Here is a 15518-nt window from a genome sequence, read left to right as displayed (position 1 = left end):
CAAAATTTATTCATAAATAGTTCACAATTAACCGTTATTCTTAAAAGAGTAAAAGATTACGTTTAAGGGGGCAGCGACAAATGTGTCGCGTATATAAAAATGTCAAATGAAAATAGAACAGGCTTAGGTAAAACAGTTGTTACAGCGCTTATTGCAGGATTAGTTGGTGGCGGAATTGCATTTGGTGGATATACATTTTACCAAAATAATGATAGTGATAATGGCGCAGTTACAACATCCTCAAATAAATCAGGTACAACTAAAGTAACAAATGTAAGTGTTAAATCAAGTAATGAATCATCAAAAGCATTTGCTAAAGTTAAAAATGCGGTTGTTTCAGTTATTTCATATACAAAGTCAAGTGGTTCAAGTAACAGCTTAACGGATATGTTTGGTGCAGCAGGCGATTCCTCTGCGACAACAGAAACAGCATCAAGTGAAGGTTCTGGTGTCATTTATAAAAAATCAGATGGTAGTGCTTATGTCGTAACTAATAATCATGTTATCTCTGGTGCAAGTAAAGTTGAAGTTTTATTGAGTAATGGTAAAAAATTAAGTGCCAAAATTGTTGGTAAAGATTCAATTACTGATTTAGCTGTTTTAAAAATATCAGCTAAAGATGTGACTCAAATCGCCACATTTGGTGATTCTGATAGTATCACTGTTGGTGAAACAGCATTGGCTATCGGTTCTCCACTTGGATCTGATTATGCGACATCATTAACGCAAGGAATCATATCAGCTAAGAAACGTACGATTGATGTTACCAATGATTCGGGTGTTAAAACGGGCCAAGCAACAGTTATTCAAACTGACGCTGCCATTAATCCTGGAAACTCAGGTGGGGCTTTAATTAATACTTCTGGCCAAGTTATCGGTATTAATTCGATGAAACTAGCAAGTACAGCAACAGGCTCTACTAGTTCTAGTTCATCATCAACTTCTGTCGAAGGAATGGGATTTGCTATTCCAAGTAATGAGGTTGTATCAATCATTAATCAATTAGTTGATAATGGAAAAGTTAAACGTCCTGCAATTGGTATTTCATTAATCGATTTAGATTACGTCTCAGCAAGTGATCAAAAGAGTGTCTTAAAATTACCAAAAAGTGTTTCTTCAGGGATTGTTGCTGTTAAAATAAATAGTGATTCACCTGCTAAAAATGCTGGTATAGGTAAATATGATGTTATCGTTAAGCTAGGTGATAAGAAAGTTACTGATATCTCAAGCTTACGAGAAGTTTTATATGAACATAAAATTGGTGATACAGTGGCTGTTGAATTCTATCATGATGGTAAGTTGAAACAGGCTAATATCAAATTAACCTTAGAAGCAACAGATGCAAATACAGGAACAAGCTCAACAAGTAAATCAGCATCATCAGCTCAATAAACAAATATGAAATAATCGTAAATAACTTAATTTACGATTATTTTTTTATTTTAAATAGATATTGTGTATAACTAAGTGGATAGATATTAAGGTGGGTGTGAGTAACAGAGGGAAAGGGCAGTATGAAGGGACTTTCTAAACAAAATAGTTATGCACAATTAATTGAATGGCCTGTGACTAACTTTTATTTATTTGATATTTTAAAATAAAAAAAGACTGTTATACCAATGTGTAAAGCGTATAATTAAGGAATGATAAATAACGCAAAATCTGTGCATAACTAATATGGTGTTGACAAATGGGCAACAAATAAATGTAGTGACGAACACATATTCCCCGCAATATGTTGTGGTCCAAATTGTGGATATGTGCGTAACTTTGTGTATAACTTGTGAAAAAGGTGGAAATTATGAACATTAAGATTATTGGTGTAGGTAAATTAAAAGAAAAATATCTCAAACAAGGAATTGAAGAGTATGCAAAACGGTTAAGTAAGTTTTGTAAATTTGAAATTATTGAAGTAAATGATGAAAAGGCACCGGAAAAATTAAGTTCAGCAGAAATGATTGATGTTAAAGGTAAAGAGGGCGAACGTATCCTTAGTAAGATTAAAGAAAAAGAGTATGTTTATGCTTTAGCCATTTTAGGTAAGGAACGTACGTCGGAAGATTTTGCTAAAGAGATTGCTGATCTTGGAACTTATGGGCATTCAGACATAACCTTCGTTATTGGGGGGTCATTAGGACTAAGCGAGGACGTTTTAAGACGCGCCGACACACAAATCTCGTTTGGTAAATTTACCTTACCGCATCAATTAATGCGGATGATTTTGACTGAACAAGTTTACCGTGGATTTATGATTAATGCAGGGAGCCCCTATCATAAATAAGGACCTTTCAATACTTTAAGTAACGTAATTTTAGGATATCAGTAGATTTTCATATTTTCCCTTGACCTAGAGCTTGCTTAAAGGTGGATGATAAAAATAAGTAATTTTAAATTTAGTCGTATAAGAGGGAGAATTTATGAATAAAAAGAATTTAATCATCGTGACTATTGCATTGCTGTTATCTAACGCAATGGCAGGTCTTGATGGAACGATTATTAATACTGCATTACCATCAATCGTCAGTGATTTGCATGGTATCCAATATATGGGATGGATTGTTGCAGTTTTCTTGTTGGGGATGGCAGTTGCCACACCTCTTTGGAGTAAATTAGGCGAACGAATTGGTAACCGTGGTGCATATCAGTTAGCAACTTTTTTATTTGCAATCGGTGCGGTTTTTCAAGCAACATCAAGTAATATTGTCTTTTTCTTAGTTGCTAGAGTAGTTATGGGTATTGGTGCAGGTGGGATGAATACAATTCCGTTTATTATTTATGCTGATATTTATAAAAATATTAAGAAACGCTCACAAGTTATTGGTTATGCAACAGCTAGTTACAGTATTGCATCAATTATTGGACCTTTAGTTGGTGGCTGGATCGTTGATACGTTTAGTTGGCATTGGGTCTTCTATATCAATGTACCAATAGCATTAATATCAATTATTTCAATCCAATTTTTCTTCAAAGAAGAAGTTAAAAAACGTCAAAAGGGGAATATCGATTACTTGGGTGCTGGAATGATGATTGTCAGCTTAGTGACCTTATTAACAGGTATTCAAATGATTGGTGTTGGGTCAATTAATTTAGTCGTTGGGTTAATTATTGCTGGAATTATCTTACTCGGTATTTTGTATAGAGTTGAGGATAGGGCCGTTGATCCGATTATTCCCAATCGATTATTTAAAAATAAGAAACTGATTGTTGATTTTATCATATTTGCCTTTTTATGGGGAGCATTTATCTCATTTAACATCTATATTCCAATGTGGGCACAAGGAATACTTGGAATGAGTGCATTGATTGGTGGGGCAACACAAATTCCTGGTGCAATGACTAATTTATTTGGTTCGTTGTCCGGTCCATCAATGATTCCTCGATTGGGGAAATACCGGATTATTACAATCGGAACCATTAGCTTTATTATTTCGTTTGCTGGGATGTTAGTTGTAGGTGTGACAGTCCCATTCTGGTATTTATTACTAATGGGTGCTTTTGAAGGGTTCGGTTTAGGAATGTGTTTTAATGTCCTACAACTGAGTGTTCAAGAGGATGCGGAGGGTCGAGATGTCCCAATCGCAACTTCATTTGCCTACTTATTACGTATTTTAAGCCAAACATTTATGTCATCAATTTATGGGGTTATCCTTAACAGTGCGTTGTTAAAAGGAGTTAATCAGTCTCATGGTAAAATTACGATGGAGATGTTAAACAAGCTAAGTGATTCGAAGCGTGTTTCAAGTCTTCCTGAAAAATTATTACCAGCAATGCGACAGATTATGTATGAAGGGTTGCATAATATTATGGTAATCGCGACAATATTATTGATTATCGTTTTACTATTTAATTTATGGATTCAGGCTCAATCTAGAAAACAACTAAGTTAAAAAATAGAATCTCTGAGAGAATGTACTATGTACTAAGTCGTATCGAGTTGACTGATGAAATTATATAAAATTTAATGGGGTATATTGATTTATCTGCTTGTAAAGTTATTAATAGATTCCCAGTGTAAATTCCTTGATTAATGTCAATTTATCAAATGCACTGTACTTAACTCTAGGCAAAAAAATCCCGCCATGATTGTCGAATGAAATTATATATTTCATCTGATAATCATGGCGGGATTTTTACAAAAAGGCAGATACCTTTTTAATCGTATTTTTTATAGATAATAGGTTAGGTCACTTGCTGGAGTCGGATAAGCTAAGATAAGTTTAGTAACATCTGTTTTTGATGTTTTGTTAGCAATTAATGGTGTTAGATAATTGATAAGTTCTTCCGCAATTGTGGTGTATGCGACAGCACCAACAAGTAAGTTGGATGATTTATCAAAGATAGTTGTCACAGATGCTTCAGATTCTTTAATTCGATTAAAGGAATACCAGTTAGTTGTCTCTTGTACTCTAATGTCATAATGTTCAGGTTCATTTTTAGCTTGTTCAATCGTAATGCCAACTTGAGATAGTTGTGGGCTGGCATAGACAGTCATTGGAATTGGTGGGTAAGCAATTGGACTATTCGATTTTTTAAGTAGTTGGTCTGCAACGTAATGACCTTCAAATGTTGAAACAGGTGTTAACTTAGGTTGTTTGCGTGAAACAATATCTCCAATGGCATAAATTCGATCATTTTTCGTTTTTAAGTGAGAATCCACAATAATACCATGTGAATCTGATTCAGCACCTGTAGCAGGTAGGTTTAATGTATTAACGTTAGGTTGACGGCCCATAGCTGAAATTGCCAAATCAACAGTTAAAGATAATCCCTTATCGTCTAACATCTGGAAGCCTAAAGGACCTTCTGTTATTTCTGTAATATTAGTGTCAAAGTGAAAATGGACACCATTAGTTTTCAAATTCTCAATGAGACGGGTTGTATATTCAATTGGAAATCCACGTAATATTTGACTATTATGTTGAATAATATGAACTTCTGAGCCAGCAATAGCAGCTATATTAGCAAGCTCAATTGAAACATAGCCAGCGCCAATAAAAGCTATTTTATCTGGTAATTCTTCAAGTGATAAAAAATCGGTACTTGTTTTTAGTAAATGACTGCCTGGAATATCAGGGACTACAGGTGACTGACCGGTCGCAATTACAAAATTATCGGCAGTGTAAGTTTCAGTATTAACGTTAATTTCTGACTTTGAAATAAACTTAGCAGATCCGTGAACAGTTTTAATATTTGCTGCAGATAAACCTGCTAGGGTATTGGCTGGAACTTTATCCGTATAAGCTGATTTAAAAGCCATTAATTTAGGCCAATCAATGATAGAACTGCCAGTTAGTCCGAAGCCTTGCATTGCTTCTTGGCGTTGTTTAGTTTCAACAGCAGAATAAAGCATTTTTTTTGGGTCACAACCTCGATTAGGACAAGTACCACCCCAAAGATCATTTTCAATAATGAGAACAGATTGCTTTTTACTTAAATCAAAAGCAGTAGAAAGACCACCAGGTCCAGCACCAATAATAATTGTATCGTAGTGTGATTGTTTCATAATTAATATCCCCCATAATAAATATTTAATAATTATACTGATACTAGCATAAAATTGAAAATTAATTAAAAATAATCGCTTAAAAATGTTTCATGTGAAACATTTTTAAAAAGAAAGCATAGCTTTTAAATTTTTAAAATAGTGACAGACAAAGTAATCCAGTATTAGAATATTTTATTTGATTATTAAAATCACAGAGGTTATAGTTTAAAAAGGGCGTTAAGTCAATGTATGTAAAGGATTTTAGCTATTTATTTAACTACAATTATTTGGGGGTCATTATATGACAGCAACAGTACTAAACGATATTACGAAGGTACTCATTTACACGATTGTATCGTATCCAATCGTTGGAGGCCTAGCCTTTATTGTATCGAGCCTTTATTATAGAATATTTATGGAGAAGAAGGAGCTCCCTAAATATTTAGAGAAGGGAGAACCATTCATTTCTATTTTTGTACCTGCTCATAATGAGGAACAATCAATAGAAGCAACAATTCGACATCTAGAGACTAAGTTAAATTATCCTCTAGATAAATATGAAGTTATTGTAATTAATGATGGTTCCACAGATAAAACCGGTGAGATTTTGGAGACGCTACAAGAGGAGTTCAAATCACGTTTAAGAACGATCACAATTATTAATAATCGTGGAAAAGCAGCTGGATTCAATATTGCATTGGCATTTGCTAAAGGCGAATTTATTTTATCCAATGATGCGGATTCAAAACCAGAAGTTGATGCCTTATGGAAATATATGTCATATTTTGAAAGAAAAGGTGGCAAGAATTTAGGCGCTGTCACTGGGAATATGTTACCAATTAATAAAACAACAATTGTAGCAGAAGCACAACAGAATGAATTAAATTCAATCATTGGCTTAATTAAGAGATCGCAATTATCTTATGGCGGTTTATTTGCTTTCTCAGGTGCAAATACAATGTATCGAAAAGCAGCCGTTTTAGATGTTGGTGGTTGGGAAGCTGAACAGCCAACAGAAGATATCGCAATTGCCTGGGACATGCAGGCATTAGGTTGGGTGGCTTATTTTGCGCCGCATATTCGCTTCTTTATGGATGTACCTGAAAAGCTAGGTGAACTAATTAAACAAAGACATAGATGGTCATCTGGTGGCGTTTATGTACTTCTAACGAAGACGTTACGCGTTCTACGTCATCCGATTAAACAATTTTCAAGTGTACCTATTATTATTGATTATGGATTAAGTGTTATTTGGTCAGTCTTTTATTGGTTAAGTATGATTGCATTTTTAGCAATTCAAATTATCTGTATTGTAAATGGTGATTGGTTACAGTTGAGCAATAACTTAGCGCTCGCCTGCATATTTATTTCAATAGAGGTCATTATTGGTTTGATTCAGTTAATCATGGCGTCATTTTTCAATGATAGTGGTAAATCTTTAAAATACGTTATTTTTGCGCCGTGGTATATCCTCATTTACTGGATGGTAAATACGTATACAATGGTAGCTGAGTTAATTCCGACAGTGCGTAAAATTATTACGGGTGAAGATGGTGGCGTATGGCATTCACCTGAACGTTCGGATAGTATTACAACAGATTTAGGAGGCGACGATGATGACAAAAAATAAGCCTGACTATATTGTGAACGAAGTAGATGAAGACGCATTGACGATTGATTGGTTTTTTGGTCAAAAAAATGTAAGTCTCAAACTAAGACAATTAGTATTAATAACAATTGGCTGGATTGCGTGCTTAGTACCAATCAGTATCACGGTTATCTTGATTTTATTTAAAGATAAGGCAATCCCAATTGATCAAACACTATTTACTGAGCTTTTTGATACGATTATAAATACATTCCTACAATACTATTTGTTTTTTATTGCGTTCTTTTTAATTTTGCATATTTATAATTTAATTCTTTCGAATAATCGTCTAAAAAATGATATAGAAAGTTATGATTCAAAATTATTAAAGAAACACACTGACTTAGCTGAAGAAATGTACTATTTAAAATATGGGCCACGAGATCATAGAGAGGGTCAAAATAAAATTATCATACAAGATTATGCCGATATTGGGACATTTGAATTAAGGCAACAATTTGATTACTTTGGAGATGAGGATGAAGATGATTTCTAAAGAGGATAAAAGATTATTAGATGAGATGGTTGTACGAGAAAGAAATATGAAGAAAAGACGTGACATTTCGGGCTTGATGTTACATAAATTAAGATTATTTAAGCGAAGATTAGTTACGTTTTTAACGGTTTTATCAACCGGAATCCTATTAGGACTTTATATGACATTTGAGCCATTCAAAATGTTGTCAGTTGTCAGTATTATAGAAGTTAATGTACTGGTAGCGGCAATTCTATTTCTATTTACGTCATACTTTTGGCAAATAATGCTCAAACACTGGCCATTAAAACATTTAATTAGTTGGTATAAAACTAAACTAAGAGTAACGTACGCGGGCCCACTGCTTGCTTCAAAAAGATGGTTACAGTTTTATTATAAAGATCGGGATATTTCACCGTATATCCCACAAATATTGTATTACCTACAAAATGAGTCTAAGTTAAAAACAGTTGATGAGGTATTAGCATTTATTGATGAAGGGGCACCTTCAGAAGTGGAAGAACATAATGTGTTAGATAAATTTAGACGATTTATTGGTGAAACAAATCAAATGGTCCTGAGTACTGCTACTGCAGATGGGATGCCATCGAGTCGTCAGATGCGATTTATTGTTTCACCTGATAAATCAAATGTTTGGTATTTTGGTTCAGCTCCGGAAACGCCTAAAATTGCTGAATTGGATTTAGGTAAAGCAGCTATTAATACAATTCCAACGAGTACAGGGATGACTATTGCTAGTAATAGGTTAAGTGTTAAGAGGTCAAAATATAAATTAGAAGATCTAGCAGAGTTGTATCGGGCACAGGTGCCAGGATTTATGGATGGATTACTGGAAGAAGATATAGAAAATGAGATTATTTATGAAATAGTGATCAAAAGTGCTCGATTAGATACTTGGACACAGCACGATCAAGTGAAATTTTAAAGGTATTATTAGCAATATTCATTGCTGATAATACCTTTTTTTAATAAATCAATTAAAAAAATAAACTTTTTACTTGATTTTCAACGTATTTATCTCTATATTTTGACACATAAATTACAGACGAATTATTAATAGATTAACTGTCACTAAGGGAATAAGAAGGTAATGGTGTATTTGATTTATTTTACATTTATTACGGAATATGATATTTATTACATTATTTCAAGATAATGATATTTGACTGAAATGCTTATGTAAAAACTAACTGATAGTATGAACCTCGTAAGATAAATAAGAAAAAAATAAATAAAAACGTTTAACTTAAAAGGAGAACTAAATATAATGAAATTAAATAAAAAGATGACAAAATTTTCAGTAGCAATGGTAGCAACAGTAGCAGCAGGTCTTGGACTTGCAGTTAAAGCAGCAGATGCTGATGTATATACTGTAAAATCAGGTGATACACTAAATAACATCTCAGCAACTTACGCTAACAAAACATCTAATGATGTCAGTGTTAACGCAATTGTTAAAGAAAATAAAATTAGTAACGCTAATTTAATTTATGTTGGTGAACAATTAACAATCAATACTGATACAGCTGCTAAAACAGCAAATACAGCATCAACAACAAATACAACAACTACTAAGGCAGCAACACCAGCTGCAACTCCTGCTAAAGCAGCAACAACAGTTGCACCAAAGAGTACAGTGTCAACAGCAACTGCAAGCACTACTGATTCATCAAGTGCTAAAGCATGGATTGCTAACAAAGAATCTGGTGGTTCATACTCAGCAAGAAATGGCCAATATATTGGTAAATACCAATTAAGTTCATCATATTTAAATGGTGATTACTCAGCTGCAAACCAAGAAAAAGTAGCTAACAATTACGTAACAAGTCGTTATGGTTCATGGAGTGCTGCAAAATCATTCTGGTTATCAAACGGTTGGTACTAAAATTTAAATTATAAAAATAAGAAGCTTTGGATAGGGATATAATTCCTTATTCAAAGCTTTTTTGTTACTTTAAATCTTATGTTAAAATGATAATGTCCAGTAACTAAATTACATGAATGAAAGTTGAGAATTGAATTGAAAAATTACGAATTTTTACTATTTGATATTGATGATACGTTACTTGATTTTGGGTTAACTGAAAAAGCTGCACTAGAAAAGCTTTTTTTAACGCAAAAAATAACATTAGATGATAAAATAAAACAAAATTATTTGAAATTTAATCAGCAGTTATGGCGCCAATATGAGCGTGGTAATTTAAAGCGGGATCAATTATTAGAAAATCGGTTTGCGATATTTTTCAAAAAACAGTTTAATAGAGTAGTTGATGGTAAAGAGTTGGCTAAACAGTATCAAGATAATCTGTCTGCCGGACATGAAAAAATGATGGGCGCAGATGAATTATTGGCATCAATAGATACAGCTAACTATCAATTGTCGATTATTACCAATGGCGTTGCAAACATGCAGTATAAACGATTAGCAGAATCAAAGTTAGATAAGTACTTTCCGCAAATATTTGTTTCGGAAATGACGGGTTATCAAAAACCAACGGTTGGCTTTTTTAACTATGCTTTTGACCATATTGCTGGATTTAATCCCGATAAGGCACTTATTATTGGTGATTCTTTAACATCAGATATTCAAGGTGGGAACAATGTTCACGTTGATACTGTCTGGTACAATCCGAAAAACATTAAAAATAAGACATCAATAAAAGCGACCTACGAAATTGATGATCTGTTAGCCATAAATAATATAATATAAGAATAATTATAAATCTTGGATTAGAGGAATGGTGAATAATGAAAGATGCTAAAATGATGAAAAATGTTAAAAAGATTATTACGTATGCTATTTTTGTGATTGCTACCTATTTTTTATTTTCACAAGTTTTATCAGTGTCAGAAATAGCAACGGATCGTTCCTTTATGGAGATTGCAAAAGCAGAACCAGTCGTATTTATTATTATCTTTTTTATAATTTATAGTTTATTTATGATAATTAGTATTGCTTTTTTCTATTTTTCTCATATTTTATTAAAAATTAAGGGAAAATATGATATTAGTTTACTTATTTTAAATTTTTTCACAGTTTTTTTAACAATATCAACGCTTGTTATTAAATCAGTTGGAGGGGCATTACCAACAGTAGTTATCAAAACTAGTTTATTTTTTATTTTAATATCGATGTCCTTATCAACGACTGCAAAATTATTAGCCTTACGAGAAGAACGACTAAAAAAAAGAAAAAAATAGGTTAAATATAGCAGTATTTTAAAGGAGGTACATATGAAAATTAAAGAGCGGTTGGATACGTTAAGTGATGCGATTATAGCCATTATTATAACCATTATGGTATTAGAGATGCCAATTGAGATAAAAAATGGGGAGATTAACTTTGTTGGTTTGTTTCAAGCCATTGGAATCTTTATTGTTAGTTTCTGTTTTGTTGCTAATATCTGGTATCAACATGCGGTCGCATTTTCGGAAGTAAATGAAGTACCAAATAAAATAATTGTGATGGATTTAATCTTAATGATGCTTTTATCGTTAATGCCAACCTTCACACGACTAATGACAAGTGATACTGTCAGAGAAACGGTTACAATGTATGGTGTTTTATATTTGTTAATTATTTATCTATTCAGGGAAATTGTAAAAGAAATTATTCATCAAAAATATACAGAAAAATCTGATATGAAAAAAGTATATGTAACCATTTATGGCAGACATAACACAGAAACCGGATTATTAATATTAGCTTTAATTCTTATAGGCTGGTTTTTCCCTAAAATAACGTTAGTCTTTTTTATTATCATACCAATTCGTTCATTTATTACTAATAGTGCAGATAACAGTGAATTTACTAATATTAGTCAAATGGAACCTAAAGGTACTGAGGCATTCTTAGAGATGACACCTGAAGATAGAGAAAAATTAAAACCAATTATTACGACACTTAGAAAAGAAATAAAACAACAAGATCCTGATGCGTGGGAGAATTTTACAGAGGATGCTGAAGAGGCACTCGACGTTAGTGAAGGAACGATACTTAGATGGTTTCGTCAATATCGTCAAGCATTTGAGGATTCACAAAATACGCGAAGAAAAAATATAAAGTATGGTAGAGACCAATTAAGTAGAGAAGATGATTAATAGTAAACTGTCCGTCCAATTTTGGAAAGGGCAGTTTTTAATTACAAAAAACCCCTATACTAGACTGATATTTCAGTATCTAATATAGGGGGATTGTTATTATTATTGTGCCATAAAATCTTTTAACCAATTTTTACCTTCAACGAAACGCGTAACAAGCATTGCAGTAGCAGTATTTCCTGTTGAATTTAATAAAGTTGCGGGAATATCAATGATGGTTGTAATAATTAGAATTAATGGAAGAGCAGCCATTGGGAAACCGAAGATTGAACAAATTAAGGTTTCGGCAACCATACCACCACCTGGAATAGCGCCCATCACGACACCAACCAAGAATGAAACACAGATAATCATAATCATATTATTTAAACTCGTGATATCTTTACCAAAAACGGCAAATAAAAATGTTGTTTTTAAGATGCCACCAATAACAGAGCCATCCTTGTGCGTATTTGCACCTAATGGGATGATCGTATTTGCGATATCTTCGCTCACGCCCATTTTTTTAGAATACTCTAGGTTAACAGGGATACATGCAGCTGAAGAACTTGTTGCAATTGCTGTAACAGCAGGAGCTGAGACATTTTTCCAAAAAATCATAAAACCGGCTTTGCCACCTGCGATAAATGCATAGAAACTCATCATCACAAAGAAGTAGAAAGCTGTAATACCTAAGTAAAGAATGAAACTGCGCAAATATCCGGCAGCAATCTGAGGTCCTAAATTACCGATAATATTGGCAAAGAAACAACCTAAACCAATTGGCGCGTAGATCATCACATATTTAACCATCCGCATAACTACTACGTTTCCAGCTGATAAAAATTTTGTAAATACACTAGATTCTTTACCGGTTGCTGAAGCAGCTGTACCCATTAAAATCGAAAAGATAATTAGTTGTAACATATTATCTTTTGATAATAAATGATAAAAGTCATTAACGGTGAATGTATTAACTAATGTTTCTAAACCAGATGATTTTGTTGATGTATCTTTAACAGTACCCATCAAACCTTTAATCGTATCAACGTTGACGCCGTGAATAGGGTTAAAGAGACGAACACCGATATACCCAATAACACCAGCAATGAAAGCCGTTGTTAGGAAGACAATTAATGTTGTAATCATGATTTTACCAAGTCGTTTCATTTCAGACATTTCTGCGATGGCAGATGAAATACTGAAAAAAACAAGTGGAACTAAAATCATGTACATTAGATTTAGAAAAAGATCTCCTAAAGGTTTAAGGACAGCAGCTTGTTCTTTAAAGATTAAGCCGACAATCCCACCTATGATTAGACCCGAGAGTAATAATAAAGATGTTTTGTAGCGATTAAAAAAAGTAGTCATAAAAAATCCCCTTAAATAATTAGTCTAAAGTCATAAACACTAGTATATCAATTGTTTTGTTTAAAAGCTAAGTTAAAAAAAGGAAACGAATAATATGCAAAAACAAATGAGTTTAATCAATATTAAAAAATGAGATAGTATTAGTTAATAATGAGTATTTAACCGATTATACTAATTTGAAAGATAGCTTATTGACGGGTTAAATACATTAGTTTACAATTGTAATCATAAGACCAATGAAAGAAGGGCAATACTAATGAATAATAAAAAAATAATTGAAATTAGCGACGCTGAGTGGGAAGTTATGCGTGTTATCTGGACATTAGGTCAGAGTACTAGTAATGAAATATTTAAGAATTTAAAAGAAAAAAAGAATTGGCAAATGCCAACAATAAAAACATTATTGGGTCGATTAGTAAAAAAGGGTGCATTATCTGCTGATAAAGAGGGCCGAGCATTCATATACAAACCCCTAATAGAAGAACAAACGACGATGGATCATGTTAGTCAGTTATTATTTGAACATATGTGCCAAATGAAAATTGGCTCAACAATTGCCGATTTATTAAGTGAAGTTGAGTTAAGCCAATCAGATATTGTGAAACTACAAAGTGTGATTGATGAAAAAAGTAAAAATGCACCAGAAATGGTTGAATGTAACTGCTTAGCTGAAAAAATGATGTAAATGTTTCATGTGAAACATTATAAAATTTAATCTGATCCTTTATCTTAATTGTCTAATGAGATTAAAAAAGATGAGAATAGGAGTGTTTGATTTTGAATATTAAAAAAGTAAGTGAGAAGTTTGATTTACCGACTGCGACGTTACGATATTATGAGGAAGTAGGACTTATTCCCACTGTATCACGGAATACAAGCGGGTATCGGGACTATGATGAAATCGATTTAGAATGGGTTAATTTTGCAAAACATATGCGTCAAACGGGGATTTCAATCAACATTTTAAAAGAATATGCTGACCTAACGCAACAAGGTGAGGCCACTGAAGAGCAACGTAAACAGATTTTGATTAAACAGCAACGATTATTAGGTGAACAAATCGCGGCGATGCAAGATACTTATAATTTTTTAGATAATAAAATTGAAACGTACGAAAATCATGTAAAACAGATGTTAAAAATGACCGATAAATAAAAAGCTTGCCTTCAAGTCGACTTGAAGGTTTATTATAAACCTATATTAGATATAGGAGGAACATTTTATAATGATTAAGCAAATTAACTTACGAAAAAAATTCAATTTAAATGAACAAATAACCCTACAAAATAAACTTGTGATGGCACCTATGACAACATGGGCAAGTAACGATGATCAAACAGTTTCTGAAGCAGAAATTAGTTATTACGAACAACGTGCAAAACAGGTCGGAATGGTTATCACAGGTTCGAGCCATGTACAAGAAAATGGTGTTGGATTTGATCATGAAATTGGTGTTTATGAAGATCGATTTATACCAGGTTTGACGAAGTTAGCCACAGCTATTAAGGCCGGTGGGGCAAAGGCCATCTTACAATTAAATCATGCTGGAAATAAGGCATTACCAGAATTAATTACAAATCATGACGTTGTTAGTGCGAGTCCAGTACCAGCACCAAAAACACCATTTGCTCCAGCACAGACACCTCGAGAATTGGCAGAAGAAGAGCTAATACAAGTTATAAAGGCTTTCGGAACAGCAACTAAACGTGCAATTCAAGCAGGTTTTGATGGTATTGAAATTCACGGTGCCCATGGATTTCTAATTCAAAATTTTCTTTCACCACACTATAATCATCGGACTGATCAGTGGGGCGGATCATTAGAAAATAGATTACGATTTGCTATGGCAGTAGTTGATGAAGTTCAACGAGTGGCTGATGAAAATACGACTAAAGAATTTATTATCGGTTACCGAATTACACTTGAAGAACGTGAAACAGATGGTCTTAAATTAGAAGATACAGAAGCTTTGATAACGAATTTAGTTGCTAAACAGGTGAGTTATTTGCACCTTTCGTTGGGTGATGCGTTAACTGATGGTCCAAAGGGTGGTGAACCCTATATTCAAAGAGTTTCTCAACTAGTTAATCAACGGGTACCAATCGTGGCAGCCGGCTCATTAAATACTTTTGATAGAGCAACGACAGCATTAAAATCGGGATTAGATTTAGTTGCTGTTGGGTCAGCATTAGTTGCAAATCCTAATTTGCTAAATCAAGAAAAATGGCAATTAACGTTATCGATGAGTGATCCTAGTATCCCTAAGTTAATGTTAAAAAAAATCCAAGCGCTGGGTAGCACATTTGGATTTACCTTAGTAGATTAGATAATTTATTAAAAACTGTAATATCTGTTGTTGATGATAGGAAAACCTATTACTGGCAACAGATTTTTTATGTTATAAAATTAAAAGTTCAGATTTGTCATTTTAATATATT

15 protein-coding genes are annotated in these 15518 nt (G+C 33.2%); 13 read left to right on the top strand and 2 right to left on the bottom strand.

Going from position 1 to position 15518, the window contains the following annotated elements; all coding sequences use genetic code 11:
* Nucleotides 1-99: 99 nt before the first annotated feature.
* The 3 genes from AC1RPJ_RS00240 (at nt 100) to AC1RPJ_RS00230 (ending at nt 3887) form a co-directional block, all read left to right on the top strand.
* Nucleotides 100-1392, top strand: a complete 1293-nt coding sequence (locus AC1RPJ_RS00240; RefSeq protein ID WP_481761096.1) for a S1C family serine protease — start codon at nt 100-102, stop codon at nt 1390-1392.
* Between the two features lie 409 nt (nt 1393-1801).
* A complete protein-coding gene (rlmH, locus tag AC1RPJ_RS00235) occupies nt 1802-2281 on the top strand; it encodes a 23S rRNA (pseudouridine(1915)-N(3))-methyltransferase RlmH (RefSeq protein WP_481761097.1) in 480 nt (159 codons plus the stop codon).
* A gap of 136 nt (nt 2282-2417) precedes the next feature.
* Nucleotides 2418-3887 carry an MFS transporter gene (locus tag AC1RPJ_RS00230; protein ID WP_409021866.1) on the top strand — a complete coding sequence of 490 codons (1470 nt, stop codon included), beginning with the start codon at nt 2418-2420 and terminating at the stop codon, nt 3885-3887.
* A gap of 278 nt (nt 3888-4165) precedes the next feature.
* Here AC1RPJ_RS00230 and AC1RPJ_RS00225 read toward each other — a convergent pair whose 3' ends face one another.
* Nucleotides 4166-5503, bottom strand: coding sequence for a dihydrolipoyl dehydrogenase family protein (locus AC1RPJ_RS00225; RefSeq protein WP_481761098.1), 1338 nt, complete (start codon nt 5501-5503; stop codon nt 4166-4168).
* 283 nt (nt 5504-5786) lie between these two features.
* On the opposite strand from AC1RPJ_RS00225, the gene AC1RPJ_RS00220 reads away from it, so the two are divergent.
* The 7 genes from AC1RPJ_RS00220 (at nt 5787) to AC1RPJ_RS00190 (ending at nt 11730) form a co-directional block, all read left to right on the top strand.
* Nucleotides 5787-7115, top strand: a complete 1329-nt coding sequence (locus AC1RPJ_RS00220; RefSeq protein ID WP_409021868.1) for a glycosyltransferase family 2 protein — start codon at nt 5787-5789, stop codon at nt 7113-7115.
* Nucleotides 7102-7629, top strand: coding sequence for a hypothetical protein (locus tag AC1RPJ_RS00215; RefSeq protein WP_481761099.1), 528 nt, complete (start codon nt 7102-7104; stop codon nt 7627-7629). The genes AC1RPJ_RS00220 and AC1RPJ_RS00215 overlap by 14 nt, the downstream gene beginning before the upstream one ends.
* Entirely contained in the window at nt 7619-8554 is a 936-nt protein-coding gene (locus AC1RPJ_RS00210; protein WP_481761100.1) for a pyridoxamine 5'-phosphate oxidase family protein, read from the top strand. Before AC1RPJ_RS00215 ends, AC1RPJ_RS00210 begins: the two co-directional genes overlap by 11 nt.
* Before the next feature lie 342 nt (nt 8555-8896).
* The gene (apf, locus tag AC1RPJ_RS00205) at nt 8897-9514 is read left to right on the top strand and encodes an aggregation-promoting factor (protein WP_481761101.1); all 618 of its coding nucleotides are present in this window, start codon (nt 8897-8899) and stop codon (nt 9512-9514) included.
* A 135-nt stretch (nt 9515-9649) separates the two neighbouring features.
* Nucleotides 9650-10339 (top strand): YjjG family noncanonical pyrimidine nucleotidase, encoded by a 690-nt coding sequence (locus AC1RPJ_RS00200; protein ID WP_481762165.1) that lies wholly within the window; start codon nt 9650-9652, stop codon nt 10337-10339.
* Nucleotides 10340-10377: 38 nt separating this feature from the next.
* Nucleotides 10378-10830 (top strand): hypothetical protein, encoded by a 453-nt coding sequence (locus AC1RPJ_RS00195; protein WP_481761103.1) that lies wholly within the window; start codon nt 10378-10380, stop codon nt 10828-10830.
* Nucleotides 10831-10863: 33 nt separating this feature from the next.
* Nucleotides 10864-11730 carry a TMEM175 family protein gene (locus AC1RPJ_RS00190; RefSeq protein ID WP_481761104.1) on the top strand — a complete coding sequence of 289 codons (867 nt, stop codon included), beginning with the start codon at nt 10864-10866 and terminating at the stop codon, nt 11728-11730.
* 102 nt (nt 11731-11832) lie between these two features.
* On the opposite strand, the gene AC1RPJ_RS00185 is transcribed toward AC1RPJ_RS00190, so the two are convergent.
* A complete protein-coding gene (locus AC1RPJ_RS00185; protein ID WP_481761105.1) occupies nt 11833-13080 on the bottom strand; it encodes a dicarboxylate/amino acid:cation symporter in 1248 nt (415 codons plus the stop codon).
* A gap of 256 nt (nt 13081-13336) precedes the next feature.
* Here AC1RPJ_RS00185 and AC1RPJ_RS00180 point away from each other — a divergent pair, with 256 nt between their 5' ends.
* The 3 genes from AC1RPJ_RS00180 to AC1RPJ_RS00170 all read left to right on the top strand — a co-directional run bounded on the left by AC1RPJ_RS00180 (nt 13337) and on the right by AC1RPJ_RS00170 (nt 15406).
* Nucleotides 13337-13765, top strand: coding sequence for a CopY/TcrY family copper transport repressor (locus AC1RPJ_RS00180; RefSeq protein WP_481761106.1), 429 nt, complete (start codon nt 13337-13339; stop codon nt 13763-13765).
* A 92-nt stretch (nt 13766-13857) separates the two neighbouring features.
* On the top strand, nt 13858-14235 hold the full coding sequence (locus AC1RPJ_RS00175) for a MerR family transcriptional regulator (RefSeq protein WP_481761107.1): 378 nt from the start codon (nt 13858-13860) through the stop codon (nt 14233-14235).
* 70 nt (nt 14236-14305) lie between these two features.
* The gene (locus AC1RPJ_RS00170; protein WP_481761108.1) at nt 14306-15406 is read left to right on the top strand and encodes an NADH-dependent flavin oxidoreductase; all 1101 of its coding nucleotides are present in this window, start codon (nt 14306-14308) and stop codon (nt 15404-15406) included.
* Nucleotides 15407-15518 lie beyond the last annotated feature (112 nt).

It is taken from the genome of Dellaglioa sp. CoH-57-MRSF-17 (assembly GCF_056782015.1).
This window is presented reverse-complemented; position numbering and strand designations above follow the sequence as displayed.

Bases quoted from the DNA above. Each gene is read 5' to 3' on its own strand.
- AC1RPJ_RS00240 (WP_481761096.1), top strand. From the start codon at position 100: ATGTCAAATGAAAATAGAACAGGCTTAGGTAAAACAGTTGTTACAGCG.
- rlmH (WP_481761097.1), top strand. From the start codon at position 1,802: ATGAACATTAAGATTATTGGTGTAGGTAAATTAAAAGAAAAATATCTC.
- AC1RPJ_RS00230 (WP_409021866.1), top strand. From the start codon at position 2,418: ATGAATAAAAAGAATTTAATCATCGTGACTATTGCATTGCTGTTATCT.
- AC1RPJ_RS00225 (WP_481761098.1), bottom strand. From the start codon at position 5,503: ATGAAACAATCACACTACGATACAATTATTATTGGTGCTGGACCTGGT.
- AC1RPJ_RS00220 (WP_409021868.1), top strand. From the start codon at position 5,787: ATGACAGCAACAGTACTAAACGATATTACGAAGGTACTCATTTACACG.
- AC1RPJ_RS00215 (WP_481761099.1), top strand. From the start codon at position 7,102: ATGACAAAAAATAAGCCTGACTATATTGTGAACGAAGTAGATGAAGAC.
- AC1RPJ_RS00210 (WP_481761100.1), top strand. From the start codon at position 7,619: ATGATTTCTAAAGAGGATAAAAGATTATTAGATGAGATGGTTGTACGA.
- apf (WP_481761101.1), top strand. From the start codon at position 8,897: ATGAAATTAAATAAAAAGATGACAAAATTTTCAGTAGCAATGGTAGCA.
- AC1RPJ_RS00195 (WP_481761103.1), top strand. From the start codon at position 10,378: ATGAAAGATGCTAAAATGATGAAAAATGTTAAAAAGATTATTACGTAT.
- AC1RPJ_RS00190 (WP_481761104.1), top strand. From the start codon at position 10,864: ATGAAAATTAAAGAGCGGTTGGATACGTTAAGTGATGCGATTATAGCC.
- AC1RPJ_RS00185 (WP_481761105.1), bottom strand. From the start codon at position 13,080: ATGACTACTTTTTTTAATCGCTACAAAACATCTTTATTATTACTCTCG.
- AC1RPJ_RS00180 (WP_481761106.1), top strand. From the start codon at position 13,337: ATGAATAATAAAAAAATAATTGAAATTAGCGACGCTGAGTGGGAAGTT.
- AC1RPJ_RS00170 (WP_481761108.1), top strand. From the start codon at position 14,306: ATGATTAAGCAAATTAACTTACGAAAAAAATTCAATTTAAATGAACAA.